This is a genomic window from Sphingobium sp. AP50 (assembly GCF_900109095.1).
GTDB lineage: Bacteria > Pseudomonadota > Alphaproteobacteria > Sphingomonadales > Sphingomonadaceae > Sphingobium.
In genome coordinates this window covers 231,851-255,048 of the sequence record NZ_FNYZ01000001.1, presented here as the reverse complement: position 1 = coordinate 255,048, position 23,198 = coordinate 231,851, and the positions used below count along the sequence as shown (strand labels likewise).

Sequence of the window (23,198 nt, the reverse complement as noted above, 5' to 3'; positions counted from 1 at the left end):
CCTGTTGGAAAGCGCGGGCTTAACTTCGCATATGTCCCGCGCATTACGACATTTCCTGTCCAATGTTGGAAATTATCTTTCCATACCATGGCTTTGCCCATGATCGGCCCTGCCCTCCCCGCCTTAGCTTCCCTGTCACGCCGTCCAGCCCCGAAGACAGGGCATCAGCGGCGCCAGAATGGCATGGCGGCCGGACATAGGAAAATGGCGCCGGGGCCCCAAACGCAGAAAGGGCCGATTCGCCTGCGCGAATCGGCCCTTTCTATTTTCCGGTGATCGGAAGGCTTAGCCTTCGACCACAGCCACCATGTGGGGCAGCTTCTGGATCGCACCGCGGACTTCCGCCGTGTCTTCCAGTTCCACCACGCGGTTCATCTTGCCAAGGCCCAGGCCGATCAGAATCTTCTTCTGGGCTTCGGGGCGGCGGATCGGCGAACCGATCTGCTTGATCTTGATCTTCGCCATATCAGTTACTCCGCAATCGCTTCGGCATCAGCCTGCGCGACGTCGGCGGAGGCACCACCGCGACGCAGAAGGTCAGCGACCTTCTTGCCACGACGCTGGGCCACCGACTTCGGGCTGGTCTGTTCGACCAGAGCCGCGAAGGTCGCACGGATCATGTTGTAGGGGTTCGACGTGCCGTTCGACTTGGTCACGACGTCAGCGACGCCGAGGCTTTCGAACACGGCGCGCATCGGACCACCGGCGATGATACCCGTACCGGCCGGGGCCGAACGGACAGTCACCTTGCCGGCGCCGAAGTGGCCGAGACCGTCATGATGCAGGGTGCGGCCTTCCTTCAGCGGAACGCGAACCATTGCCTTCTTGGCAGCGGCAGTCGCCTTGCTGATGGCTTCAGGCACTTCGCGCGCCTTGCCATGGCCGAAGCCTGCACGGCCCTTGCCATCGCCCACGACGACGAGAGCTGCGAAACCGAAGCGCTTACCGCCCTTGACGGTCTTCGAGACGCGGTTGATGTGAACCAGCTTCTCGATCAGTTCTTCGCCCTGCTCCTCGTCGCGGTTGCCGCCACGGCGGTCATCGCGACGGCCACGGCCGCCACGATCGCCACGGTTGCGATCGCCACCGCCACGGTTGCCACGGCCACGGCCGGGACCACGACCTTCGGTCGGTGCAGTCGCTTCGGCGCCCTCGACGGGTGCGACGACTTCGTTGGTGTTTTCGTCAGCCATGATCAGAACTCCAGCCCGGCTTCACGGGCCGCATCGGCCAGCGCCTTGACGCGGCCATGGAACAGGAAGCCACCGCGGTCGAACACGACCTTGGTGACGCCAGCGGCGGTCGCCGCAGCGGCGACGCGCTTGCCGACATCGGCAGCGGCTTCGGAGGAAGCGCCGGTCTTGCCCAGAGCCTTCGAACCGATTTCCTTGTCCAGGGTCGATGCAGCAGCGACGGTCTTGCCGGCGGCGTCATCAATGACCTGGGCGTAGATGTGACGGCCCGAACGATGGATGCTGAGGCGCGGGCGAGTGCCCGAAACAGCCTTGAGCGCGGTGCGAACGCGGCGACGACGCCGCGCGAAGAGGGAAAGCTTTGCCATCTTACTTCTTCTTCCCTTCCTTGCGGAAGATGAATTCGCCAGCGTACTTGATACCCTTGCCCTTATAGGGTTCGGGCTTGCGCCAGCGGCGGATCTCAGCAGCGACCTGACCGACCTTCTGCTTGTCGATACCAATGATCTCGACCGTGGTGTTATCCGGGGTCTTGATCTCGATACCTTCCGGGATCTCGAAATCGACGTCATGCGAATAGCCGAGCTTCAGGTTCAGAACCTTGCCCTTCGAATCCGCACGATAACCGACGCCGGTGATCAGCAGCTTCTTGCTGTAACCTTCGGTCACACCGGTGATCAGGTTGGCGACCAGCGTGCGCTGCATGCCCCAGAAAGCGCGAGCGCGCTTGCTGTCATTGGCAGGCTTCACCGCAATCACACCATCTTCGATGCTGTAGGTGACTTCGTTGGCCAGCGGCATGGCGAGGGTGCCCTTGGGCCCCTTCACCGACAGCTGACCGTCAGCGATGGACGCGGTCACGCCCGAAGGCACGGTGACCGGCTTTTTGCCAGTACGGCTCATCAGAACACCTCCGCCAGCACTTCGCCACCAACATTCTGTTCACGCGCTTCGGCGTCGGACAGAACGCCACGGGGCGTCGAGACAATGGTGATGCCCAGGCCATTGCGCACTACCGGCAGTTCCTTGGAACCCGAATAGACGCGGCGGCCAGGCTTCGAAACGCGGGCGACATGCTTGATCGCCGGTGCGCCTTCGAAATATTTCAGCTCGATGCGCAGGCCAGGATGCTGGCCAAGCAGCTCTTCGGAATAGCCACGGATGTAGCCTTCACGCTGGAGCACGTCGAGCACGCGGGCGCGCAGCTTGGAAGCGGGGGACATAACGCTGTCCTTCTTCGCCTGCTGCCCGTTGCGGATGCGGGTGAGCATATCACCCAGGGGATCGGTCAATGCCATCTCAAATGATCCTTACCAGCTCGACTTGGTGACGCCGGGGATCAGGCCCTTGTTGGCCAGATCACGCAGCTGCACGCGGCAGAGGCGGAATTTGCGGTAATAAGCGCGGGGACGCCCCGTCAGTTCGCAGCGGTTCCGAACGCGGGTCGGGTTGCCGTTGCGGGGGATCTCCGCCATCTTCAGACGCGCGATCAGACGATCGCCATCTTCAGCCGCGGTATCATTCGCGATCGCCTTGAGCTTCGCATAACGGCCGGCATATTTCTTCACCAGCTTCTTGCGGCGCTCGTTCTTGTTGATCGAACTCAGTTTCGCCATGACTTAAGTTCTCTTCCTTAGCTTAAGCGGTTGGGAGAGAAGCGGGGCCAGAATTCCCTAAAAAGGGCTTCAGGCCGCCTGCTTCTCTTCGATCGGGAAGGGGAAGCCGAAGAGGCGCAGCAGTTCGCGCGCTTCATCGTCCGTCTTCGCCGTGGTGGTCACGATGATGTCCATGCCACGCACCTTGTCGATCTTGTCATAGCTGATTTCCGGGAAAATCAGCTGTTCCTTGATGCCAAAGGCGTAGTTGCCACGACCATCGAAGCTCTTGGGGTTCAGACCACGAAAGTCGCGAACGCGCGGCAGAGCGATGTTGATCAGGCGGTCCAGGAATTCATACATGCGCTCGCGGCGCAGCGTGACCTTGGCACCGATCGGCATGCCTTCACGCAGCTTGAACTGCGCGATCGACTTGCGAGCCTTGGTGATGACCGGCTTCTGACCGGCGATCAGCTCCATTTCCTCGGCGGCCTGCGTGACCTTCTTCTTGTCCTGCGTCGCTTCGCCCACGCCCATGTTGAGCACGATCTTTTCGATCTTGGGGATCTGCATGACGTTCGTGTAACCGAACTTCTCGGTCATCGCCTTGACGATTTCGGCGTCGTAGACAGCCTTAGAGCGCGGGATATACTTGTCGCTCATTACAGCACCTCACCGGACTTGACGGCGACACGGACCTTCTTGCCGTCGCGATCCTCGAAACGGACGCGGGTCGGCTTGCCATCCTTGTCGGCGACAGCAACGTTCGAAATGTGCAGCGGCGCAGGCTTGCGATCGATGCCACCCTGCGGGTTGGCCTGATCGGGCTTGCGATGACGCGCATGCACGTTGATGCCTTCGACGAGGACCTTGTCCTCCTTCGGCATGACCTGGAGGACGGCGCCGGTACGGCCCTTGTCCTTGCCGGCCAGGACGACGATCTTGTCGCCCTTCTTGATCTTTGCAGCGCTCATTACAGCACCTCGGGAGCGAGCGAGATGATCTTCATGTGCTTCTTGGCGCGCAGTTCACGAACCACGGGGCCAAAGATACGGGTGCCGATCGGCTCCTCGTTCTTGTTGATCAGCACAGCGGCATTGCCGTCGAAGCGAATCACGCTGCCATCAGCGCGACGCACGTCCTTGGCGGTGCGCACGATGACGGCACGATGCACGTCACCCTTCTTCACCTTACCACGAGGCGCAGCTTCCTTGATCGAGACGACGATGATGTCGCCCACGCCAGCGAAGCGACGCTTCGAGCCGCCCAGCACCTTGATGCACTGGACGCGCTTGGCGCCGCTGTTGTCAGCGACGTCAAGATTGGATTGCATCTGGATCATAGATCCGGTTCCTTCTTATTTGGCCTACCGGGGCAATTCCCGGCGGTTCCGAATTTCGTGCCTAGAGCCTTTGACTCTACGCGAAGCGCGGGCCTGTACCCTTTCCGAAAGGAAAAGGCCAGCCCCGCGCAGCGTTTTTCTTCAAAGGCCCGAACGAGCTACCCTTAAGCGGCCGTCTCCGGCGACTTGTGGGTGTCTACGCGCTCGATGACCTTCCAGGTCTTGAGCTTGGAAATCGGAGCGGTCTCTTCGATACGGACCGTTTCGCCTTCCTTGTAGACGTTGCCCTCGTCATGGGCATGGTACTTCTTCGACATACGGATGATCTTGCCGTAGAGCGCATGCTTTACCTTGCGCTCCACGCGAACGACCACCGTCTTGTCGGTCTTGTCGGAAACCACAGTTCCCGTCAGCACGCGCTTGGGCATCGTGTGGTTCCTTTACTTGGCAGCGGAGCTGTTACGCTCCGTCTGCAGGGTCTTGATCTGAGCGATCGACCGACGGACTTCCTTCACGCGGCTGGGCTTTTCCAGCTGGTTGGTAGCCGCCTGGAAGCGCAGATTGAACTGCTCACGCTTCAGGTTGTTGAGTTCGGTCGACAGTTCGTCGTCCGTCTTGGTCTTGAGGTCTGCAACGTTGGCCACAGCTTAACCCTCCAGGTGCGAGGTGTCGCCGAGGCGGGCAACGACCTTCGTCTTGATGGGCAGCTTCATCGCGGCGCGCGAGAAGGCCTCTGCTGCGAGCGGACCGGGCACGCCGTCCAGTTCGAACAGGATGCGGCCCGGCTTGACGCGAGCAGCCCAATATTCGACCGAACCCTTACCCTTACCCTGACGGACTTCGGCAGGCTTCTTGGAAACCGGCACGTCGGGGAATACGCGGATCCACAGACGACCCTGACGGCGAAGGTGACGCTGGATCGCGCGGCGAGCCGCTTCGATCTGACGTGCGGTGACGCGCTCGGGTTCCATGGCCTTGAGGCCGTAGGCGCCGAAATTCAAAGCCGAACCGCCCTTGGCGTCGCCCTTGATCCGGCCCTTGAAGGCCTTGCGGAACTTCATTTTCTTCGGTTGCAGCATGACGCTATTACCTTCTTATTCTCAGCGCGCCGGGCGCACGCCGGAGGTCTGAGCCTCCAGCATCAGCCGGTCGGTGGCGAACGGATCATGGCCGAGAATCTCGCCCTTGAAGATCCAGACCTTGATGCCGCAAACGCCATAGGCGGTGTGCGCCGTGGCTTCGGCATAGTCGACGTTCGCACGCAGCGTGTGCAGCGGAACGCGGCCTTCGCGATACCATTCGACGCGCGCGATCTCTGCGCCGCCCAGACGGCCGCCGCAGGTGATCTTGATGCCTTCGGCGCCCAGACGGAGAGCCGACTGCACCGCACGCTTCATGGCGCGACGGAAAGCAACGCGGCGTTCCAGCTGATCGGCGATGCCCTGTGCGACGAGCTTCGAATCGATTTCCGGCTTGCGGATTTCGACGATGTTCAGCGACACGTCCGAAGACGTCAGGCTGCCCAGCTTCTTGCGCAGCTTTTCAATGTCCGCACCCTTCTTGCCGATGATGACACCGGGACGGGCAGCGTAAATCGACACGCGGCACAGCTTGGCCGGACGCTCGATCACGACCTTGGAGATCGCGGCCTGCGGCAGGGTCTTCATGATGAACTGGCGGATCTTGAGATCTTCCAGCAGCAGACGACCATAATCCTGGCCTTCCGCAAACCAGCGGCTGTCCCAGGTGCGGTTGATCTGCAGACGCAGACCGATCGGATTGCTCTTGTGACCCATGTGCTTACGCCTCCGCCTCTTCGCCAGCTTCACGCACGACAATGCGTACGCGGCTGAAGGGCTTCAGGATCCGGGTCGACTTGCCGCGGCCGCGAGCGTGGAAGCGCTTCAGGGTGAAGCTCTTGCCCACCGATGCTTCCGCGACGACCAGAGCGTCGACGTCCAGATTGTGGTTGTTTTCCGCATTGGCGATGGCCGAAGCCAGCACCTTGCGCACGTCGACGGCCATCGCCTTCTTCGAGAAGGCGAGGATGTTCAGCGCGTCCTCGACCTTGCGGCCGCGGATGAGCGTGGCGACCAGGTTCAGCTTCTGGGCCGAACCACGGATCTGCGTGCCAACGGCCAGCGCCTCATTGTCGGCGACGCGACGGGGAGCCTTTTCCTTGCTCATTAGCGCTTGCCCTTCTTGTCGGCAGCGTGACCAGGGAAGTAGCGGGTCGGGGCGAATTCGCCCAGCTTGTGACCCACCATTTCCTCGTTCACGACAACCGGAACATGCTTGCGGCCATTATAGACGTTGAACGTCAGGCCAACGAACTGCGGCAGGATCGTCGAACGGCGCGACCAGGTCTTGATCGGACCGGTACGGCCATTGGCGTCCTGCGCCGTTTCCGCCTTCTTCAGAAGGCTGAGGTCCACGAAAGGACCTTTCCAGACGGAACGAGCCATCTCGCTTACCTCTTCTTCTTCGCGTGGCGGCTACGGATGATGAACTTGTCCGTCGCCTTGTTGTGGCGGGTGCGTGCACCCTTGGTCGGCTTGCCCCAAGGCGTAACCGGATGACGGCCGCCCGAGGTCCGGCCTTCACCACCGCCATGCGGGTGATCGACCGGGTTCTTGGCAACACCGCGGGTCAGAGGGCGAATGCCGTTCCAACGGTTGCGGCCTGCCTTGGCAAGGTTGGTGTTGCCATTGTCCGGGTTGCTGACGGCGCCGATGGTGCCCATGCAGTCCGAACGGATATAGCGCTGTTCGCCCGAAGACAGACGCACCATCACCATGCCGCGATCACGACCGACCAGCTGAGCATAGGTGCCCGCCGAACGGCAGAGCTGACCGCCCTTGCCCGGCTTCATTTCGATGTTGTGGATGATCGTGCCGACCGGCATCTGACCCAGTTCCATCGCGTTGCCCGGCTTCACGTCGGTCTTCTTGCCCGCGATGATCTTGTCACCGGGAGCCAGACGCTGCGGCGCCAGAACATAGTTCTGCGTGCCGTCGGGATAGTTGACCAGCGCAATGAAGGCGGTGCGGTTGGGGTCATATTCCAGACGCTCGACCGTACCTTCGACATCCCACAAGCGACGCTTGAAGTCGATGATACGATAGCGCTGCTTATGACCGCCACCGATGCCGCGCGAGGTCACATGACCCTTGTTGTTACGGCCACCAGTCTTGTGCTTGCCTTCGGTCAGCGCCTTGACGGGCTTACCCTTGTGCAGGCTGGACTTGTCGACCAGGATCAGGCCACGACGGGCCGGGCTGGTCGGGTTATAATGCTTAAGAGCCATCTTAACGGACTCCCTCGGTGATATCGATCGACTGGCCTTCGGCCAGGCGGACGATCGCCTTCTTCACGTCCGAACGCGTGTAGGGCTTGCCCTTCCAGCGCTTCGTCTTGCCCTTGGTCACCAGCGTGTTGACGCTCTTGACTTCGACGCCCCAGATCGCCTCGACAGCGGCCTTGATCTCCGGCTTCGTGGCATCGCCAGCGACCTTGAAGACCACGGCGTTGTTCTCGGAGAGAAGGGTCGACTTCTCGGTGATGTGCGGGGCGACAACGACGTCATAATGACGGTTGGCGACGGCCGCGGCTTCTTTCTTAGCCATTGAAACGGGCCTCCAGCTTTTCGACCGCGGCGCGGGTGAGCACCAGCGAGTCGGCCTTCAGGATGTCATAGACATTGGCGCCAACGGCAGGGAGCAGGTCCACACCGATGATGTTCGCCGAAGCCTTTGCGAAGCTGATGTTCACGGCGTCGCCGTCGATGAACAGCACCTTGGTCAAGTTCAGCTTGGCCAGGTTGGCAACCAGAGCCTTGGTCTTGCCTTCGGCAACATCCAGGCTGTCGATGATCGTCAGCGTTCCCGCCTTGACCTTCGACGACAGCGCCATCTTCAGACCCAGCGCGCGAACCTTCTTGTTCAGCGAGGGGTTGAAGTCACGAACGCGGGCACCGTGGGCCTTACCACCACCGATGAACACCGGCGCGCGGCGATCGCCGTGACGGGCGGTACCGCCGCCCTTCTGGCGACCGAACTTCTTGCCGGTGCGAGCGACATCGCTACGCTCACGGGTGCCGCGGGCGGTACCGCGACGCTTCTCGAGCTGCCAGGTGACGACGCGGTGCAGAATGTCGGCGCGCGGTTCAAGACCGAACACGTCGTCATTCAGCTCCAGTTCGCCGGCGGCCTGCGCGTCGAGGGTCTGTACATTGACCTTCATGGTTTAGCCCTCCTGGCCTTCGGTCGCTTCGGGAGCGGCTGCTTCAGCAGGCGTTTCCGCAGCGGTGTTGCTGTTAGCGGCAGCCTTGAGGCTGGCGGGATACGGCACGTCGGCAGGACGCTTCACCTTGACGGCGTCGCTGACGGTCAGCCAGGTGCCCTTGGCGCCCGGAACCGAACCCTTGACGAACAGCAGGCCACGCTCGACGTCCGTGCGGACGATTTCGAGGTTCTGCTGGGTCCGCTCACGGTCACCCATATGGCCGGCCATCTTCTTGTTCTTGAAGACGCGACCCGGATCCTGGCGGTTACCCGTCGAACCATGGGCACGATGGCTGATCGACACACCGTGGGTGGCGCGCATACCGCCGAAGCCCCAACGCTTCATGGCGCCGGCAAAGCCCTTACCCTGGGTGTGACCGGCGACATCGACCAGCTGACCGGCGATGAAGTGATCGGCCGCGATTTCAACGCCGACATCGAGGAGCGCGTCCTCGGCGACACGGAATTCGACCAGACGCGCCTTCGGCTCCACTTCCGCCTTGGCGAAGTGACCGCGCTGCGGCTTGGCGACATTCTTGACCTTCGCGACGCCCGCACCGAGCTGAACCGCGACGTAGCCGTCACGATCAACTTCCTTGCGAGCCACGACCTGATTGCCCTCAAGGGCAAGAACCGTAACAGGAATATGACGTCCGTCCTCTTGGAACAGACGGGTCATCCCGACTTTCTTAGCGATCACGCCTGTGCGCATCACTGATTACTCCCATAGAGGCCCGCCTTAGCAGCGGGCGTATCCAACGAAAAAACCGCTCAGCATCTCTGCTTCGCGGCCCAACCCAAATTACAGATCACCCCGTCCGGGTTAGATGCCGATCCCTCTCGGGAAAGGCGACGGGGGACCAGGACCACGCGCCTGCCCGGTTTACCGGGGAGGCCGTGCGGTATCCCTTGTGTCGTTTGAGCTTCCGCTCCCAGGTAGGGAGCCAGAATGCCCGATACCCTGCCCACCTTTCGGAGAGCAGGGACTTGCCGGCTTAGGCCAGCTTGATCTCGACGTTCACGCCGGCAGCCAGGTCCAGCTTCATCAGCGCGTCGACCGTCTGCGGCGTCGGCTGCACAATGTCAAGCATACGCTTGTAAGTGCGGACCTCGAACTGCTCGCGCGACTTTTTGTCGATGTGCGGACCACGGTTGACCGTGAACTTTTCGATGCGCGTCGGAAGAGGAATCGGACCGCGAATGAGGGCGCCAGTGCGGCGGGCGGTGTCGGCGATGTCGCCGGTCGCCTGATCGAGCACGCGATGATCGAACGCCTTGAGGCGAATGCGGATGTTGCTGTCCATAGTTCCTGTACCGATGCGAAAGAGCCAAAAACCGGAGCATTTTCAGAAATCAGCCGGAGCAGCCAATGACTTGTGAAAATGCGCCACAAAAAATATCCGCCCCGCAAACTGCCCTTCTAGCTCATTCGAGCCGGAGAAAGGCGATCCGGGGCGGTTAAAAACTTCAGCGGCGCGAATCAGGCGATTCGCGCCGCTGCGGTCCTATATTACTTCGAGATCGTGCCGACAACCCCTGCGCCGACGGTACGACCGCCTTCACGGATTGCGAAGCGCAGACCAGCGTCCATGGCGATCGGAGCGATCAGCTTCACGCCGAGCTTCACGTTGTCGCCAGGCATAACCATCTCGGTGCCTTCCGGCAGGATGACTTCGCCGGTGACGTCCGTGGTACGGAAGTAGAACTGCGGACGATAGTTCGCGAAGAACGGGGTGTGACGGCCGCCTTCTTCCTTCGACAGGACGTACACTTCCGCGTCGAATTCGGTGTGCGGGGTGATGGTGCCGGGCTTCGCCAGAACCTGACCACGCTCAACTTCTTCACGCTTCGTGCCACGCACCAGGGCGCCGATGTTGTCGCCTGCACGACCTTCGTCGAGCAGCTTGCGGAACATTTCCACGCCGGTGACGGTGGTCTTGGCGGTGTTCTTCAGGCCGACGATTTCGACTTCTTCACCAACCTTGATGATGCCGGTTTCGACGCGGCCGGTCACAACCGTACCACGACCCGAGATCGAGAACACGTCTTCGATCGGCATCAGGAAGGGCTTGTCGATCGGACGCTCGGGCTGCGGGATCCAGCTATCGACAGCGGCCATCAGCTTCAGAACGGCGTCGTGGCCGATTTCCGGGGTCTTGTCCTGGAGAGCGGCAACGGCCGAACCGGGAATGACGGGGATGTTGTCGCCGTCGAAATCGTAGCTGCTGAGCAGTTCACGGATTTCCAGCTCGACCAGCTCGAGGATTTCGGCGTCGTCGACCAGGTCGACCTTGTTCATGAACACGACGAGCTGCGGCACGCCGACCTGACGGGCGAGCAGGATGTGCTCACGGGTCTGGGGCATCGGGCCGTCGGTAGCCGAAACGACGAGGATCGCGCCGTCCATCTGGGCAGCACCGGTGATCATGTTCTTCACATAGTCAGCGTGACCCGGGCAGTCGACGTGCGCATAGTGACGGGCTTCGGTTTCATATTCGACGTGAGCGGTCGAAATGGTGATGCCGCGCTCGCGCTCTTCGGGAGCCTTGTCGATGTTATCGTACGAGGTGAAGGTCGCGCCGCCGGTTTCGGCCAGAACCTTGGTGATCGCTGCGGTCAGCGAGGTCTTGCCATGGTCGACGTGACCGATGGTGCCGATGTTGCAGTGCGGCTTGTTCCGCTCAAACTTAGCCTTAGCCATTTTATCCTACCTTCTAATCAAAATCAGCTTGGGTCTGACCGCTCGGCCGCGCCTCGCGAAGGCGCGTCCATAGCAGCAAATTTACAGATTACCAGCCCCTAACCGAGCCGTTTGCACGGCTCGGCGCGGGAAAGTCATCAGGCCATCTTCGCCTTGACTTCATCCGCCACATTCTGCGGCACTTCGTCATAATGCGAGAAGGTCATCGAGTAGTTCGCGCGGCCCTGGGTGAAGGAACGCAGCGAGTTCACATAACCGAACATGTTGGCCAGCGGCACCATGGCCTCGACGATCTGCGCGTTGCCGCGGGTGTCGGTGCCCTGGATCTGACCGCGACGGCTGTTCATGTCGCCGATGACGTCGCCCAGATATTCTTCCGGGGTGACGACTTCGACCTTCATGACCGGCTCCAGCAGGGTGATGCCCGCCTTCTGCGCCGCTTCACGCATCGCTGCGCGACCGGTGATTTCGAAAGCCAGCGCCGACGAGTCGACGTCATGATAGGCGCCGTCATAGAGGTTGATTTCGAAATCGATGATCGGGAAGCCGATCAGCGAGCCGGTGGCCGCCGTTTCGCGCATACCCTTTTCAATGGCGGGGATATATTCTTTGGGAATATTACCGCCCTTGATTTCATCCTTGAAGATGATGCCGGCGCCGCGTTCGCCCGGCGTCAGCTTCACCTTGATGCGTCCGAACTGGCCGGTGCCGCCCGACTGCTTCTTGTGGGTGTAGTCGACGTCGACGGCCTTCTTGAGATATTCGCGATAGGCCACCTGCGGCGCACCGACATTCGCCTCGACCTTGAACTCGCGCTTCATGCGGTCGACCAGGATTTCGAGGTGAAGTTCGCCCATGCCCTTGATGATGGTCTGGCCCGATTCGTGATCGGTCGAAACGCGGAAGGACGGATCTTCGGCAGCCAGGCGGTTGAGCGCGACGCCCATCTTTTCCTGGTCGGCCTTGGTCTTGGGTTCCACCGACAGTTCGATGACCGGCTCGGGGAATTCCATCCGCTCCAGAATGATCGGCTTGCGCTCGGCGCACAGCGTATCACCGGTGGTGGTTTCCTTCATGCCAGCCAGCGCAACGATGTCGCCGGCATAGGCCGCATCGATATCTTCACGGCTGTTCGCATGCATCAGCAGCATACGACCGATCTTTTCCTTCTTGTCCTTGACCGAGTTCAGGTACGTGCCCTTGGTCAGGGTACCCGAATAGACGCGCAGGAAGGTGAGCGAACCGACGAAGGGATCGTTCATGATCTTGAACGCCAGGCCCGAGAAGGGCGCGTCGTCCGCAGTCGCACGGCTGTCAGGCTCGTCAGTGTCGGGGTTGATACCCTGCACGTCTTCGATGTCCAGCGGCGAAGGCAGATAGTCGACAACCGCGTCGAGCAGCGGCTGAACGCCCTTGTTCTTGAAGGCCGAACCACACAGCACCGGCACGAAGGCCTGACCCAGCGTACCCTTGCGGATCAGCTTCTTGAGGGTCGCGGTGTCGGGCTCATTGCCTTCCAGATAGGCTTCCATCGCCTCGTCGTCCTGTTCGACGGCGAGTTCGATCAGCTTTTCGCGATATTCGGCAGCCTTGTCAGCCAGGTCGGCCGGAATCTCTTCATAGGAGAATTCGGCGCCCAGGCTTTCATCCTTCCAGATGATCGCACGGTTTTCGACCAGATCGACCAGACCCTTGAAGTCCGCTTCCGCGCCGATGGGCAGATAGAGGACGGCAGGGACGGCGCCCAGACGGTCGATGATCGTCTGCACGCAATAATAGAAGTTGGCGCCGGTGCGGTCGAGCTTGTTGATGAAGCACATCCGCGGAACCTTGTACTTGTCCGCCTGGCGCCACACGGTTTCCGACTGCGGCTCAACGCCGGCAACGCCGTCGAACGCGGCAACCGCACCGTCGAGCACGCGCAGCGAACGTTCGACTTCGATGGTGAAGTCGACGTGGCCGGGGGTGTCGATGATGTTCAGGCGATGCTCGGGGCCCTTGCCCTCAGCCGCCTTCCACACGCAAGTCGTCGCAGCCGACGTGATGGTGATACCACGTTCCTGCTCCTGCTCCATCCAGTCCATGGTCGCGGCGCCGTCATGGACTTCGCCGATCTTGTAGGACTTGCCGGTGTAATAAAGGATACGCTCGGTCGTGGTGGTCTTGCCGGCGTCAATGTGCGCCATGATACCGAAGTTACGATAATGTTCGAGCGGATGGCTGCGGGCCATGATGCTTCTCCGTTGCCGGCGCACCGGCGGTGAGGGGATTCGTTAAATCTGCGCGTGGCCCCTAAACCAATCCGTTCGCCATGGGTAGCCACCCATGACGAACGGACCGATTTTGGAAACCAGATGACACAACAGGCGTCTTGCGGCGCCCGCCTGCCTCTTTTTACCAGCGGTAATGCGAGAAGGCGCGGTTCGCTTCCGCCATGCGGTGCGTGTCTTCGCGCTTCTTCACGGCATTGCCGCGGTTGTTGGCGGCATCCAGCAACTCACCCGACAGACGGGCTGCCATGGTGGTTTCGCTGCGGTTGCGCGCGGCGGTGATCAGCCAGCGGATCGCCAGAGCCTGCGAACGTTCGGGACGAACTTCGACAGGGACCTGATAGGTCGCACCACCGACACGGCGGCTGCGAACTTCGATTCCGGGCTTCACATTGTTGAGGGCGTCATGGAACAGACCGATCGGGTCCTTCTTGGCGCGGGTCTCGACAGTGTCGAGAGCGCCATAGACGATCGATTCGGCAACGGCCTTCTTACCGTCCTGCATGATGCTGTTCATGAACTTCGACAGCACGATATCACCGAACTTGGGATCCGGCAGGATAACGCGCTTTTCGGGGCGACGACGACGTGACATATTCCTGTTCTCCCCTTACTTCGGACGCTTCGCGCCGTACTTCGAACGGCTCTGCTTGCGATCCTTGACGCCCTGGGTATCCAGAACGCCGCGAAGAACGTGGTAACGCACGCCCGGAAGATCTCGCACACGGCCGCCACGGATCAGCACGACGCTGTGTTCCTGGAGGTTGTGGCCTTCACCCGGAATGTAGGTGATGACTTCGCGCTGGTTGACCAGACGCACCTTCGCCACCTTACGGAGAGCCGAGTTCGGCTTCTTCGGGGTCGTCGTGTAGACGCGGGTGCAAACGCCGCGCTTCTGCGGGTTCGCATCCATCGCAGGGACCTTGGACTTGGTCTTCTGCAGTTCGCGGCCCTTGCGGACCAGCTGGTTGATTGTTGGCATGAAGCCCTTCACCTTTTCAGTTACTTTACCGGCATTCCAGTGTCCTGCCGCCTGAAGGCATAACCTCCAAACAGCAAAGGCCCCGGGGGCAAAAACCCCCTGGAGCCACGAGAGCACCCGGTAATGTTCAGCTCTGTTGGCGCCCAGCCATATATCGCGAGGAGACGAGTCTTCGCACGGCAGACCTCTGGGCAGGGCGGGCCTATAGCGATGTGAGGGCAAAGGGTCAAGCAAAGCCCCCGACCATCCGGGCAGCATCCGGATTTCAAAGGGTTAGGTAATTGGTAACCACGCCAACCTATCCTTTTGCCTCGCACAGAATGGGCAAGACGTGACGACATTATCCACATTTACCGGCGAATTCTTCAGAGCGTCGCGAGAATCGGCCTTTCAGGCGGAGCGCCTGCCCGAGTCCCGACGCAATGCCCGCCTGCTCTTCCTGCTGTCCGCGCTGCTCAACGGCCTGTTCCTGATCAGCGACTGGCGCTTTGCCGGCACGCCCCATTTCTGGGTCGCCGTGCCCGCGCGGGTCGTGGTCGTGCTCTGGTCGCTTTATTGCCTGTCGCTGTGTGGCCGGATGACCAGCTTCCGTGCGGTCGAACGCATCTGCTTCGCCTGGCAGGTCGTCACCGCGATCGGCGTCGCCCTGCTCGTCAGTTCGCGCAGCGACATCGCCATCTTCGTGCTGGTGATGCTGCCGCTGGTCTTCTACCTCGTCGTGCCGACCAGTTTTCGCGGCAATGTCGGCGGCGGGCTGGGCTGTGGCGCCGTTCTGCTGATCGGCTATCTGGCCCCGGCGCCGGCTTCCTCCACCATGCTGGGTATGGTCCTCGCCATGCTGATCCTGCATTGCGGCATGTGGCTGGCGATCGCGCGGCGCAATCGGCTTCAGCGGCAGGAATGGACCGCAGGCCGCATGGCGCGCGAGGCGCAGGCAGCGCTGGCCGACAGCCGGGACACGCTGGAACGGATGTTCATGGCGGTGCCCCTGCCCCTGCTCGTCACCTGCCGCGACGGCAATGTCCTGCGCCAGAACCGCGCCGCGGCCGAAGGCTATGCCATGGGGCGCGACGTGACGCTGACCAACGTCAATCACAGCTATGTCGACCCGGCCACGCGTGACAGGCTGTTCGACCTGCTTCAGCGGGGCGAGGCGATCGACAATTTCGAATGTCGCCTGCGCCGGGGCGATGGCGAGATTCGCGACACATTGCTGTCGTCCCGGCCGATCGTCATCGACGGACAGCCCTGTTTCGTGACCAGCGTCGTGGACATCACCGAACGCAAGGAAGCCGAACAGAGGCTGGAGCGGCTGGCCATGTCGGACGCACTGACCGGCCTTGCCAATCGCGCCCATTTTATGGCTGCCGTCGCGCAGGCAACCGCGAATAAGACGGGCGGCGTTGCCCAGTCAGCCATACTGCTGGTCGATCTGGACGAATTCAAGCGGGTCAATGACACGGCGGGTCATGACGCTGGGGACGCCCTGCTCTGCGCCGTTGCCGAACGGCTGCACCATGCGCTGCGGCCCGGCGATCTTGTCGCGCGTATGGGCGGCGACGAATTTGCCGTGCTGCTGACCGACCTGCCCGATACGGACGCGCTGCACTCGATCCTCGCCCGCATCGCCGAGCATCTGCATGCGCCTTTGAACTATCGCGGTCGGCCGATCGAGAGCCGGGCCAGCATCGGGGTCGCCCTGTTCCCCGACCATGGCGATGATGGCGCGGCGCTGATCAAACATGCAGACATTGCGCTATACCACGCCAAGAATAACGGGCGCGGGCGGGCCACCCTCTTCTGCCCCGGCCTGCTCGAAGACTGGGAGCGGGAGGCCGCGATGCTGGACCGGGCGCGCCATCTGCTGGCGCAGGAACGGCCCAGCCCCTGGTATCAGCCCAAGATCGCGCTCGACACCGGCGAACTGATCGGGTTCGAAGCGCTGTTCCGCTGCCCGACCGCCAGCGGCGCGATAATCATGCCCGGCGATATTGCCGCCGCCTTCGAACATCCCGAACTCGGCCCGGCCATCACCGCGCAGATGATCGACGGTATCGTCACCGATTGCGTCCGCTGGCGCGCGGTGGGCCTGCCCTTCGGCCATGTCGCCGTCAATATATCGGGCGCCGATCTGGACGACGACGCTTTTGGCGATCGGCTGCTCCATAGTCTGGAGCGGGCAGGCCTGCCGTCGTCGGCGATCGAACTGGAAGTCACCGAATCGGTGTTTCTGGGCCGCAACGCCGACCGGGTGGGTCGGTCGCTCCAGCAACTCAGCGACGCGGGCATCGCCATCGCTCTGGACGATTTCGGCACCGGCTATGCCTCGCTGTCGCATCTCAAGCAGTTTCCGATCGACATCATCAAGATCGACCAGCGCTTCGTGCGCGATCTGGAAAGCGATCCGGACGATGCCGCGATCGTGCGCACGGTGCTGAATCTCGCCTACAGCCTGGGCATCCGCACCGTGGCGGAAGGCGTGGAAAATCAGCAGCAACTCGATTATCTGCGCGCGGGCGGATGCCATTATGGTCAGGGTTTCCATTTCGGCGCCGCCATGCCGCGCGCGGCGGTGGAAGATTTGCTGCGCGACGCCATGCTGGCCCGGCGCTAAGCAGGTCCGCCACAAAGTGAAAAATATTGTCATCCGGACGGAACCAATTCGCCCGAGGCTCATTTCACCGCATTCACCCTTCGACTCGTCACGAGTCCGTCCACACGGATTCGCGCGCGCGGTGTAGCTTTGGTAGCGGCCCGACTCGCAAAAGAAGAGTCGCGGGGTCGCATTGTCGCATCAGAAGAAAAAGGGGGTAGCCGGCCTCCGGGACCGGCTGAACGCCCTGTGCCCTGAGCGGGAGATTTTCCTGCGTTCTGGTGGGCAGGTGAAATTCATCCGCATCTCCCGCCGTCTTCAGATCGGCGCGGCTGGGCTGCTGTCCGCAGCACTTATCGGCTGGGCCGGTATCACCGTCTCGATGATGGCCGGCAGCGCCGCCGTCGCCCAGCAACAGGCCGCCCTCGACCAGCAGGGCCGCTCCGTCGCCAGCGCCGCGAGCAAGGTCGCCAATTATCGCAAGTCCGTCGAGGATCTCGCCCAGGATCTGGAAGCCCGGCAGGACTTCATGGACGATCTCTACAAGACGCATTTCGGTTCCGAGGACGGCAATGCCGCCGGCGCCGATCTGGTCGGGCCGGAGAAGGACGGCAAGAAGGACAGCCTGTCCACCAAGATCAGCAGCGCGCCGGAAGCGGCGCCGCTGGTCCGGCTGGAACAGCGCCAGCGCCGCTTCGCTTTGCTTCTGACCCATGCGATCGAACGCCGCGCCGACAAGGCCGCCAGCGCGATCCGCAGCTTCGGCCTCAATCCCGACGCCCTCGCCCGCAACGCTGCCCGCGCACAGGGTGGCCCCTTCGTGCCCTGGAAGGGCGAAAAGGGCGCGATGACCGACGAGTTGGAACATCTGGCCGACGCGATGTCGCGGATGGAATTTCTGGAACGCAGCCTTCTGGCGATCCCGTCCGGCCAGCCGACCGCCGCGCCGATGCTGACCAGCAGCTACGGATATCGCCGCGATCCCTTCAACGGCCATGCCGCCTTCCATGCCGGGCTCGATTTCCCCGGCCGCTACGGCCAGTCGATCAACGCCGCCGCCAATGGCAAGGTCAGCTATGTCGGCCAGCGGCAGGGCTATGGCAATGTCGTCGAGGTGGAGCATGGCAATGGCATCATGACCCGCTATGCCCATCTGTCCGGCTTTGCCGCCCGCGTAGGGCAGAAGGTCGCGCGCGGCGACACGATCGGCCGCATGGGCTCGACCGGCCGATCGACCGGCACGCATCTGCATTTCGAGGTCCGGCTGAACGGCCAGGCCGTCAACCCCCGCCCCTTCCTGGAGGCCCGCAAAGATGTTCTCCAAGTCCAGCAAGTCGCCACGGCCCGTTTCGCCGATGTCCGCAACCGGGGGTAAGTCCATTCCCTTCTCGCTGATCGGCGGCGACGTCACCATCACCGGGAATGTCGCCGCATCGGTCGACCTGCATATCGACGGCGCGATCGAGGGCGACATTAGCTGCGCGTCGCTGGTGCAGGGACCGGACAGCCGGATCACCGGCCATGTCACCGCGCAGAGCGCCCGTCTGGCGGGACTGGTCGACGGATCGATCAGCGCCGACGAACTGGTGGTGGAAAGCAGCGCCCGGATCACCGGCGACGTCACCTATGCCACCATCACGATCGAGCCGGGCAGCCGGATCGACGGCCGCTTCACCCACAAGGATGGTGCCACCCCGGCGGCCGAACTCAAGCTGATCACCAGCGATAGCGTGGGTTGAACCAAAACTTCCGTTCGCCCTGAGTAGCCCCTTCGACTGCCTGCCAAGGTCCAAAGCAGGCACGTGACTGCTTTGGACGCTCAGGACAGGCATTGAGCGAAGTCGAAATGGCGTATCGAAGGACATGTACTTCGATACGGGTCTTCGACAAGCTCAGCCCCTACTCAGCACGAACGGACGATGGTGATGTCCTCGCCCTAACCATATTTGTCACTGGAAAGGCGGCCGCCGCGCTCCTAATCCCCGCGCCATCATCCCAAGGGGAAGAGGTGCGCCATGGAACGTCCCGACTTCTGGCCCGACATTCGCCGTTTCCTGATCGGCTTCACCGGCAGCGGCATCGCCATCGGCATCTACACGCTGATCAGCGTTCGACCGGTGCCTTGAGGGCGCATGCCAAGCTTCTGCTATGCTCCAACTAAATACGGCTCGCTCCCGGAAAGCCTAGAAATTTCATCATATTTGATTTTCATGACCTTCGTAGCTTCGACTTCCAGTTCAGGTACGACAGGAGGCCGCTGCCCATTAGCGGTGGGCTTGAATTGAGCGATCAAATGCGCCTCAACACCTCTGACATGCTCATCAGAAAGACCGGGGGTAGACACGGCTACAATGTGTGTCGTGCGAGACTTCAATAGCGCTTTCTTGACGTGCTGTTCCGATTTTGAGCTGCCATCCCATTCTTGGTAGGCCGAAAGCCAGCGATCTACAAAATACGCATATCCGTCTGGACGCAAACCGAGCCAGACAAACGATCTTTCGTTCTTCAGCTCTTTCTCAATCCGCGCACGGATAGAATTAGTTTTGCCAAGATGGGCTTTACCGACATAGACAGACCGCCACTGCTGCTTTTCATCAAAGAAGCCCCATAAGTAAAAGCCCTTCTCGATAGGGAATGCTCGGGCAATTTCGGCGGCCAACTTGCCATATGCTCGACCAAGCGGGCTCTTGCCCAAAAACGCTGAGCACTCGGGATCAGCCCTACAAAAATCATATAGGCTGGCGAGTGAAACTGAATGCCCAATCATGGCTGCCTCCATCATCTAATCCCTGACATAGCTGTCTGACGGCCTACCTGTTCAATTCACCGGCGCTCTTCGCCTGTAGCTCAGCGCTTCCGCTACATGCACCCGGCCGACACGCTCGGCGCCAGCCAGATCGGCGATGGTGCGGGCCACGCGCAGCACGCGGGTATAGCCGCGTGCTGACAATTTCATCGCGGCGGCGGCCTGGGCCAGCAATTGCCGACCCGCCTCGTCCGGCCCGGCGACATCCTCCAGCCGCTCGCCATCCACCTCCGCATTGGTGCGTATGCCGCTGCCATTGTAGCGCGCGGTCTGCACTGCCCGCGCCGCCGCGACCCGTGCCGCGACCTCGGCCGATCCTTCGGCAGGCGGGGGCAGGACCAGATCGGCGGCCGTCACCGCCTGCACCTCGACATGCAGGTCGATGCGATCGAGCAGCGGCCCCGACACCTTCGCCTGATAATCCGCGGCGCAACGGGGCGCGCGCGAACAGGCGAGCGCCGGATCGCTCAGATGGCCGCAGCGGCACGGGTTCATTGCCGCGATCAGTTGCACTCTGGCCGGGAAGGTCACATGCGCATTGGCGCGCGCCACCGTCACCTCGCCCGTCTCCAGCGGCTGGCGCAGCGAATCGAGCACGGTCCGCTGAAATTCCGGCAGTTCGTCCAGGAACAGCACGCCCAGATGGGCCATGCTGACCTCCCCCGGCCGCGCCTTCAGGCCCCCGCCGACCAGCGCCGCCATCGACGCGCTGTGATGCGGGTTGCGGAAGGGGCGCGCCCGGCTGATCCGGCCGCCTTCCAGCGTGCCGGCGACACTGGCCACCATAGAGCTTTCCAGCGCTTCGGACGGGGTCATGTCGGGCAGGATGCCGGGCAGGCAGCTGGCCATCAGCGATTTGCCCGCGCCCGGCGGCCCGACCATCAGCAGATTATGTCCGCCCGCCGCCGCAATCTCCAGCGCGCGCTTGGCGACTTCCTGCCCCTTCACCTGTTTGAGGTCCGCGCCGCGCACCGGCGCATCGACTATGCCCGGCTGCGGTGGCGAGAGGGCGGCAGTGCCCTTGAAATGGTTGAGCAGGCTGAGCAGGTCCGGCGCCGCGACCACTTCCACCTCGCCCGCCCAGGCCGCTTCCGCGCCCTGCGCCGCCGGGCAGACCAGCCCCTTGTCCTGGCTACCCGCATGGAGCGCCGCCAGCAGCACGCCGGGCGACGGCGCGGTCCGCCCGTCCAGCCCCAGTTCGCCGACCACGACATAGCCCGCCAGCGTTTCGGCATCGATCACGCCCATCGCCCCCAGCAGGGCAATGGCTACGGGCAAATCGAAATGCGATCCTTCCTTGGGCAGGTCGGCCGGGGACAGGTTCACCGTGATCCGCTTGGGCGGCAACGACAGGCCGATCGCGGCGATGGCATTGCGCACCCGCTCGCGGCTTTCCGCCACGGCCTTGTCGGGCAGGCCGACCATGATGAAATTGGGGAGGCCGGGGACCAGCTGGCACTGCACCTCCACGGCGCGCGCCTCCAGCCCCAGATAGGCGACCGTCGAAACCGTTGCGACCAAATGCCCCCCAAATCTATCCTATTCGGTCGGATCGCTTCCTTCGTCCGGCCGCCCCTTGAACCCCTGAGCCACGACATACCATTCGACGCTGCCCTTGCGGCTGGCCGGTGGCTTGGCGTGCTTGATCGTCGTGAAATTCTTCTTCAGCAGCACCAGCAATTCGCCGTCCGTGCCGCCCGCGAACACCTTGGCGACGAAGGTGCCGCCCTTGCGCAGATTTTCCACCGCAAACCAGGCCGCTGCTTCGACCAGCCCCATGGTACGCAGATGGTCGGTCGCGGCATGGCCGACCGTATTGGCCGCCATGTCGGAAATGATGAGGTCCGGTTCCTGCCCCAGCGCGTCGCGCAACAGGCCCGGCGCCTTGTCGTCCATGAAATCCATTTCGAACAGGGTGACGCCCTGAATCGGATCGACCGGCAGCAGGTCGATGCCGACCACGGCCGCCTTGGGCGCCATCTTGCGCACCACCTGCGCCCAGCCGCCCGGTGCGACGCCCAGGTCGACGACCGCCTTCGATCCCTTCACGAAATGGAATTTCTCGTCCAGTTCAATGAGCTTGAAGGCAGCGCGGCTGCGCCAGCCCTCTGCCTTTGCCTTGCGGACATAGGGGTCGTTCAGATGGCGCTCCAGCCAGCGCACCGACTGCGCCGTGCGCCCCTTGGCGGTTTTGACCCGCACCTTGCCAACACCAGAGCCTCTCACATCACTCTCCCGCCGCGGTCCATCAGCCCGCGCAATATCCCCTCCCGGATGCCGCGGTCGGCGACACCCAGTCGCTCCGCAGGCCAGATGTCGAGGATCGATTCCAAAATAGCGCAACCCGCCACAACCAGATCGGCCCGCTCCGTGCCGATGCAGGGCAGCTTCTGCCGTTCCGCCAGCGCCATGCCGGACAATCGGTCGGAAATGGCGCGCATCGATTCGCAGGGCACGATCAGCCCGTCGATCGCCTGCCGATCATAGCGTGGCAGGCCCAGATGCAGGCTGGCGAGCGTCGTCACCGTGCCGGACGTGCCGAGCAGGCGAATATCCTGCGCATCCTTGGGCAAACGGCGGGCGAGTGGCGAGAAAGCTTCGGACACGCGCGCGCGCATCCGGCCATAGGCGGCGGCCCGCTCGATCGCATCACCATGGTCGAAGGCCTCGCTCTCCGTCAGCGACACCACGCCCCAGGGCGCGCTCACCCAATCGACAATGTGCGGCGTGCCGTCGCCATGCGCGTCGACCAGCACCAGCTCGGTCGATCCGCCACCGATGTCGAAGATCAGCGCCGGGCCATCGCCCGGCTCCAGCAGCGCATGGCACCCCAGCACCGCCAGCCGCGCCTCTTCCTGCGCGCTGATGATGTCGAGGGCGATGCCGGTTTCCTTATAGACCCGGCGGATGAATTCCTCGCCGTTGGACGCGCGGCGACAGGCTTCGGTCGCGACCGATCGCGCCAGCGTGACATGGCGACGGCGCAGCTTGTCGGCGCAGACGGACAGGGCGGCGATGGCCCGGTCGATCGCAGCGTCGCTGATCCGCCCGGTCGCGGCCAGCCCCTCGCCCAGCCGCACGATCCGCGAAAAGGCATCGACGACGATGAAGCCATCGGCGGACGGCTTGGCGATCAGCAGCCGGCAATTATTGGTGCCAAGGTCGATCGCGGCATAGGATCGGCGATCGCGCCCGCCATAAGGGGCGAAGCCCCGCTGTGTGGAGGGCGGAGGAATGGCCGCAGCCTGGCTCCCATCGCCCGAACCGGAACGGGCGCGCTTGCCCGCATAACGGCCGGTCGGGCCGGAACTCTGCGGCGATGGGCGGCTCTGCTGCACCATGCCGTAACTCACTTCTGCTTATCGCCAGCCCCAAATACGGGGCCGGAACTTGCCCTCATGCTTAAGCGGATAATGGGCGATACGCAAGGCAG

31 protein-coding genes are annotated in these 23,198 nt (G+C 62.5%); 3 read left to right on the top strand and 28 right to left on the bottom strand.

Features of this window, described 5'->3' with window-relative positions; genetic code table 11:
• Positions 1–285: 285 nt before the first annotated feature.
• From rpmD to rpsL, 24 genes are all read right to left on the bottom strand, one after another.
• Positions 286–465, bottom strand: coding sequence for a 50S ribosomal protein L30 (gene rpmD / locus BMY84_RS01295; RefSeq protein ID WP_093020403.1), 180 nt, complete (start codon positions 463–465; stop codon positions 286–288).
• A 5-nt stretch (positions 466–470) separates the two neighbouring features.
• A complete protein-coding gene (gene rpsE, locus BMY84_RS01290; protein ID WP_093079646.1) occupies positions 471–1,193 on the bottom strand; it encodes a 30S ribosomal protein S5 in 723 nt (240 codons plus the stop codon).
• A gap of 2 nt (positions 1,194–1,195) precedes the next feature.
• Positions 1,196–1,561: a 50S ribosomal protein L18 gene (gene rplR / locus BMY84_RS01285; RefSeq protein ID WP_093079643.1), complete on the bottom strand. Its 366-nt coding sequence runs from the start codon at positions 1,559–1,561 to the stop codon at positions 1,196–1,198.
• 1 nt (position 1,562) lies between these two features.
• Positions 1,563–2,096, bottom strand: coding sequence for a 50S ribosomal protein L6 (gene rplF / locus BMY84_RS01280; protein ID WP_093079641.1), 534 nt, complete (start codon positions 2,094–2,096; stop codon positions 1,563–1,565).
• Positions 2,096–2,491: a 30S ribosomal protein S8 gene (rpsH, locus tag BMY84_RS01275; RefSeq protein WP_093020411.1), complete on the bottom strand. Its 396-nt coding sequence runs from the start codon at positions 2,489–2,491 to the stop codon at positions 2,096–2,098. Before rpsH ends, rplF begins: the two co-directional genes overlap by 1 nt.
• A 12-nt stretch (positions 2,492–2,503) precedes the next feature.
• Positions 2,504–2,809 carry a 30S ribosomal protein S14 gene (gene rpsN / locus BMY84_RS01270; RefSeq protein WP_093079638.1) on the bottom strand — a complete coding sequence of 102 codons (306 nt, stop codon included), beginning with the start codon at positions 2,807–2,809 and terminating at the stop codon, positions 2,504–2,506.
• Between the two features lie 69 nt (positions 2,810–2,878).
• Positions 2,879–3,451, bottom strand: a complete 573-nt coding sequence (rplE, locus tag BMY84_RS01265; protein ID WP_093079635.1) for a 50S ribosomal protein L5 — start codon at positions 3,449–3,451, stop codon at positions 2,879–2,881.
• Positions 3,451–3,762, bottom strand: a complete 312-nt coding sequence (gene rplX / locus BMY84_RS01260; RefSeq protein WP_093020415.1) for a 50S ribosomal protein L24 — start codon at positions 3,760–3,762, stop codon at positions 3,451–3,453. Before rplX ends, rplE begins: the two co-directional genes overlap by 1 nt.
• The gene (gene rplN, locus BMY84_RS01255) at positions 3,762–4,130 is read right to left on the bottom strand and encodes a 50S ribosomal protein L14 (RefSeq protein ID WP_093020417.1); all 369 of its coding nucleotides are present in this window, start codon (positions 4,128–4,130) and stop codon (positions 3,762–3,764) included. Before rplN ends, rplX begins: the two co-directional genes overlap by 1 nt.
• 164 nt (positions 4,131–4,294) lie before the next feature.
• Positions 4,295–4,558, bottom strand: coding sequence for a 30S ribosomal protein S17 (gene rpsQ, locus BMY84_RS01250; RefSeq protein WP_093079633.1), 264 nt, complete (start codon positions 4,556–4,558; stop codon positions 4,295–4,297).
• A 12-nt stretch (positions 4,559–4,570) separates the two neighbouring features.
• Positions 4,571–4,774, bottom strand: a complete 204-nt coding sequence (rpmC, locus tag BMY84_RS01245) for a 50S ribosomal protein L29 (RefSeq protein WP_056691689.1) — start codon at positions 4,772–4,774, stop codon at positions 4,571–4,573.
• A 3-nt stretch (positions 4,775–4,777) separates the two neighbouring features.
• Positions 4,778–5,209: a 50S ribosomal protein L16 gene (gene rplP, locus BMY84_RS01240; protein ID WP_093020421.1), complete on the bottom strand. Its 432-nt coding sequence runs from the start codon at positions 5,207–5,209 to the stop codon at positions 4,778–4,780.
• A 21-nt stretch (positions 5,210–5,230) separates the two neighbouring features.
• Positions 5,231–5,926, bottom strand: a complete 696-nt coding sequence (gene rpsC / locus BMY84_RS01235) for a 30S ribosomal protein S3 (protein WP_066700950.1) — start codon at positions 5,924–5,926, stop codon at positions 5,231–5,233.
• 4 nt (positions 5,927–5,930) lie between these two features.
• On the bottom strand, positions 5,931–6,317 hold the full coding sequence (gene rplV, locus BMY84_RS01230; protein ID WP_004208717.1) for a 50S ribosomal protein L22: 387 nt from the start codon (positions 6,315–6,317) through the stop codon (positions 5,931–5,933).
• Positions 6,317–6,595 carry a 30S ribosomal protein S19 gene (gene rpsS, locus BMY84_RS01225; protein WP_093020425.1) on the bottom strand — a complete coding sequence of 93 codons (279 nt, stop codon included), beginning with the start codon at positions 6,593–6,595 and terminating at the stop codon, positions 6,317–6,319. Before rpsS ends, rplV begins: the two co-directional genes overlap by 1 nt.
• Before the next feature lie 5 nt (positions 6,596–6,600).
• Complete coding sequence (gene rplB / locus BMY84_RS01220; protein WP_093079630.1) at positions 6,601–7,437, bottom strand: 50S ribosomal protein L2; 837 nt, start codon at positions 7,435–7,437, stop codon at positions 6,601–6,603.
• Between the two features lies 1 nt (position 7,438).
• Positions 7,439–7,756: a 50S ribosomal protein L23 gene (locus tag BMY84_RS01215; RefSeq protein ID WP_093020429.1), complete on the bottom strand. Its 318-nt coding sequence runs from the start codon at positions 7,754–7,756 to the stop codon at positions 7,439–7,441.
• Entirely contained in the window at positions 7,749–8,372 is a 624-nt protein-coding gene (gene rplD, locus BMY84_RS01210) for a 50S ribosomal protein L4 (RefSeq protein ID WP_093020431.1), read from the bottom strand. The genes BMY84_RS01215 and rplD overlap by 8 nt, the downstream gene beginning before the upstream one ends.
• Positions 8,373–8,375: 3 nt before the next feature.
• The gene (rplC, locus tag BMY84_RS01205; RefSeq protein WP_093079627.1) at positions 8,376–9,125 is read right to left on the bottom strand and encodes a 50S ribosomal protein L3; all 750 of its coding nucleotides are present in this window, start codon (positions 9,123–9,125) and stop codon (positions 8,376–8,378) included.
• Positions 9,126–9,408: 283 nt separating this feature from the next.
• Positions 9,409–9,717, bottom strand: coding sequence for a 30S ribosomal protein S10 (gene rpsJ / locus BMY84_RS01200; RefSeq protein WP_007686587.1), 309 nt, complete (start codon positions 9,715–9,717; stop codon positions 9,409–9,411).
• Between the two features lie 206 nt (positions 9,718–9,923).
• A complete protein-coding gene (gene tuf, locus BMY84_RS01195; protein ID WP_093020435.1) occupies positions 9,924–11,114 on the bottom strand; it encodes an elongation factor Tu in 1,191 nt (396 codons plus the stop codon).
• A 137-nt stretch (positions 11,115–11,251) separates the two neighbouring features.
• Positions 11,252–13,345: an elongation factor G gene (gene fusA, locus BMY84_RS01190; protein WP_093079625.1), complete on the bottom strand. Its 2,094-nt coding sequence runs from the start codon at positions 13,343–13,345 to the stop codon at positions 11,252–11,254.
• A 163-nt stretch (positions 13,346–13,508) separates the two neighbouring features.
• Complete coding sequence (rpsG, locus tag BMY84_RS01185; protein WP_093020440.1) at positions 13,509–13,979, bottom strand: 30S ribosomal protein S7; 471 nt, start codon at positions 13,977–13,979, stop codon at positions 13,509–13,511.
• Between the two features lie 15 nt (positions 13,980–13,994).
• Positions 13,995–14,366 (bottom strand): 30S ribosomal protein S12, encoded by a 372-nt coding sequence (gene rpsL, locus BMY84_RS01180; RefSeq protein ID WP_004208728.1) that lies wholly within the window; start codon positions 14,364–14,366, stop codon positions 13,995–13,997.
• Between the two features lie 331 nt (positions 14,367–14,697).
• Between rpsL and BMY84_RS01175 the strand changes: the two genes are divergently transcribed.
• From BMY84_RS01175 to BMY84_RS01165, 3 genes are all read left to right on the top strand, one after another.
• Complete coding sequence (locus tag BMY84_RS01175; protein WP_093079622.1) at positions 14,698–16,980, top strand: putative bifunctional diguanylate cyclase/phosphodiesterase; 2,283 nt, start codon at positions 14,698–14,700, stop codon at positions 16,978–16,980.
• Between the two features lie 172 nt (positions 16,981–17,152).
• Positions 17,153–18,334 (top strand): M23 family metallopeptidase, encoded by a 1,182-nt coding sequence (locus BMY84_RS01170; protein ID WP_093079620.1) that lies wholly within the window; start codon positions 17,153–17,155, stop codon positions 18,332–18,334.
• A complete protein-coding gene (locus BMY84_RS01165) occupies positions 18,315–18,698 on the top strand; it encodes a bactofilin family protein (protein ID WP_177203860.1) in 384 nt (127 codons plus the stop codon). The genes BMY84_RS01170 and BMY84_RS01165 overlap by 20 nt, the downstream gene beginning before the upstream one ends.
• Before the next feature lie 407 nt (positions 18,699–19,105).
• Here BMY84_RS01165 and BMY84_RS01160 read toward each other — a convergent pair whose 3' ends face one another.
• From BMY84_RS01160 to BMY84_RS01145, 4 genes are read right to left on the bottom strand one after another with little or no spacing between them, the layout of a single operon-like run.
• On the bottom strand, positions 19,106–19,741 hold the full coding sequence (locus BMY84_RS01160; RefSeq protein WP_093079615.1) for a hypothetical protein: 636 nt from the start codon (positions 19,739–19,741) through the stop codon (positions 19,106–19,108).
• Positions 19,742–19,777: 36 nt separating this feature from the next.
• Positions 19,778–21,286, bottom strand: a complete 1,509-nt coding sequence (locus BMY84_RS01155) for a YifB family Mg chelatase-like AAA ATPase (protein WP_093079612.1) — start codon at positions 21,284–21,286, stop codon at positions 19,778–19,780.
• 18 nt (positions 21,287–21,304) lie between these two features.
• On the bottom strand, positions 21,305–21,991 hold the full coding sequence (locus BMY84_RS01150) for an RlmE family RNA methyltransferase (RefSeq protein ID WP_093079610.1): 687 nt from the start codon (positions 21,989–21,991) through the stop codon (positions 21,305–21,307).
• A complete protein-coding gene (locus tag BMY84_RS01145) occupies positions 21,988–23,106 on the bottom strand; it encodes a Ppx/GppA phosphatase family protein (RefSeq protein ID WP_093079607.1) in 1,119 nt (372 codons plus the stop codon). The genes BMY84_RS01150 and BMY84_RS01145 overlap by 4 nt, the downstream gene beginning before the upstream one ends.
• Positions 23,107–23,198 lie beyond the last annotated feature (92 nt).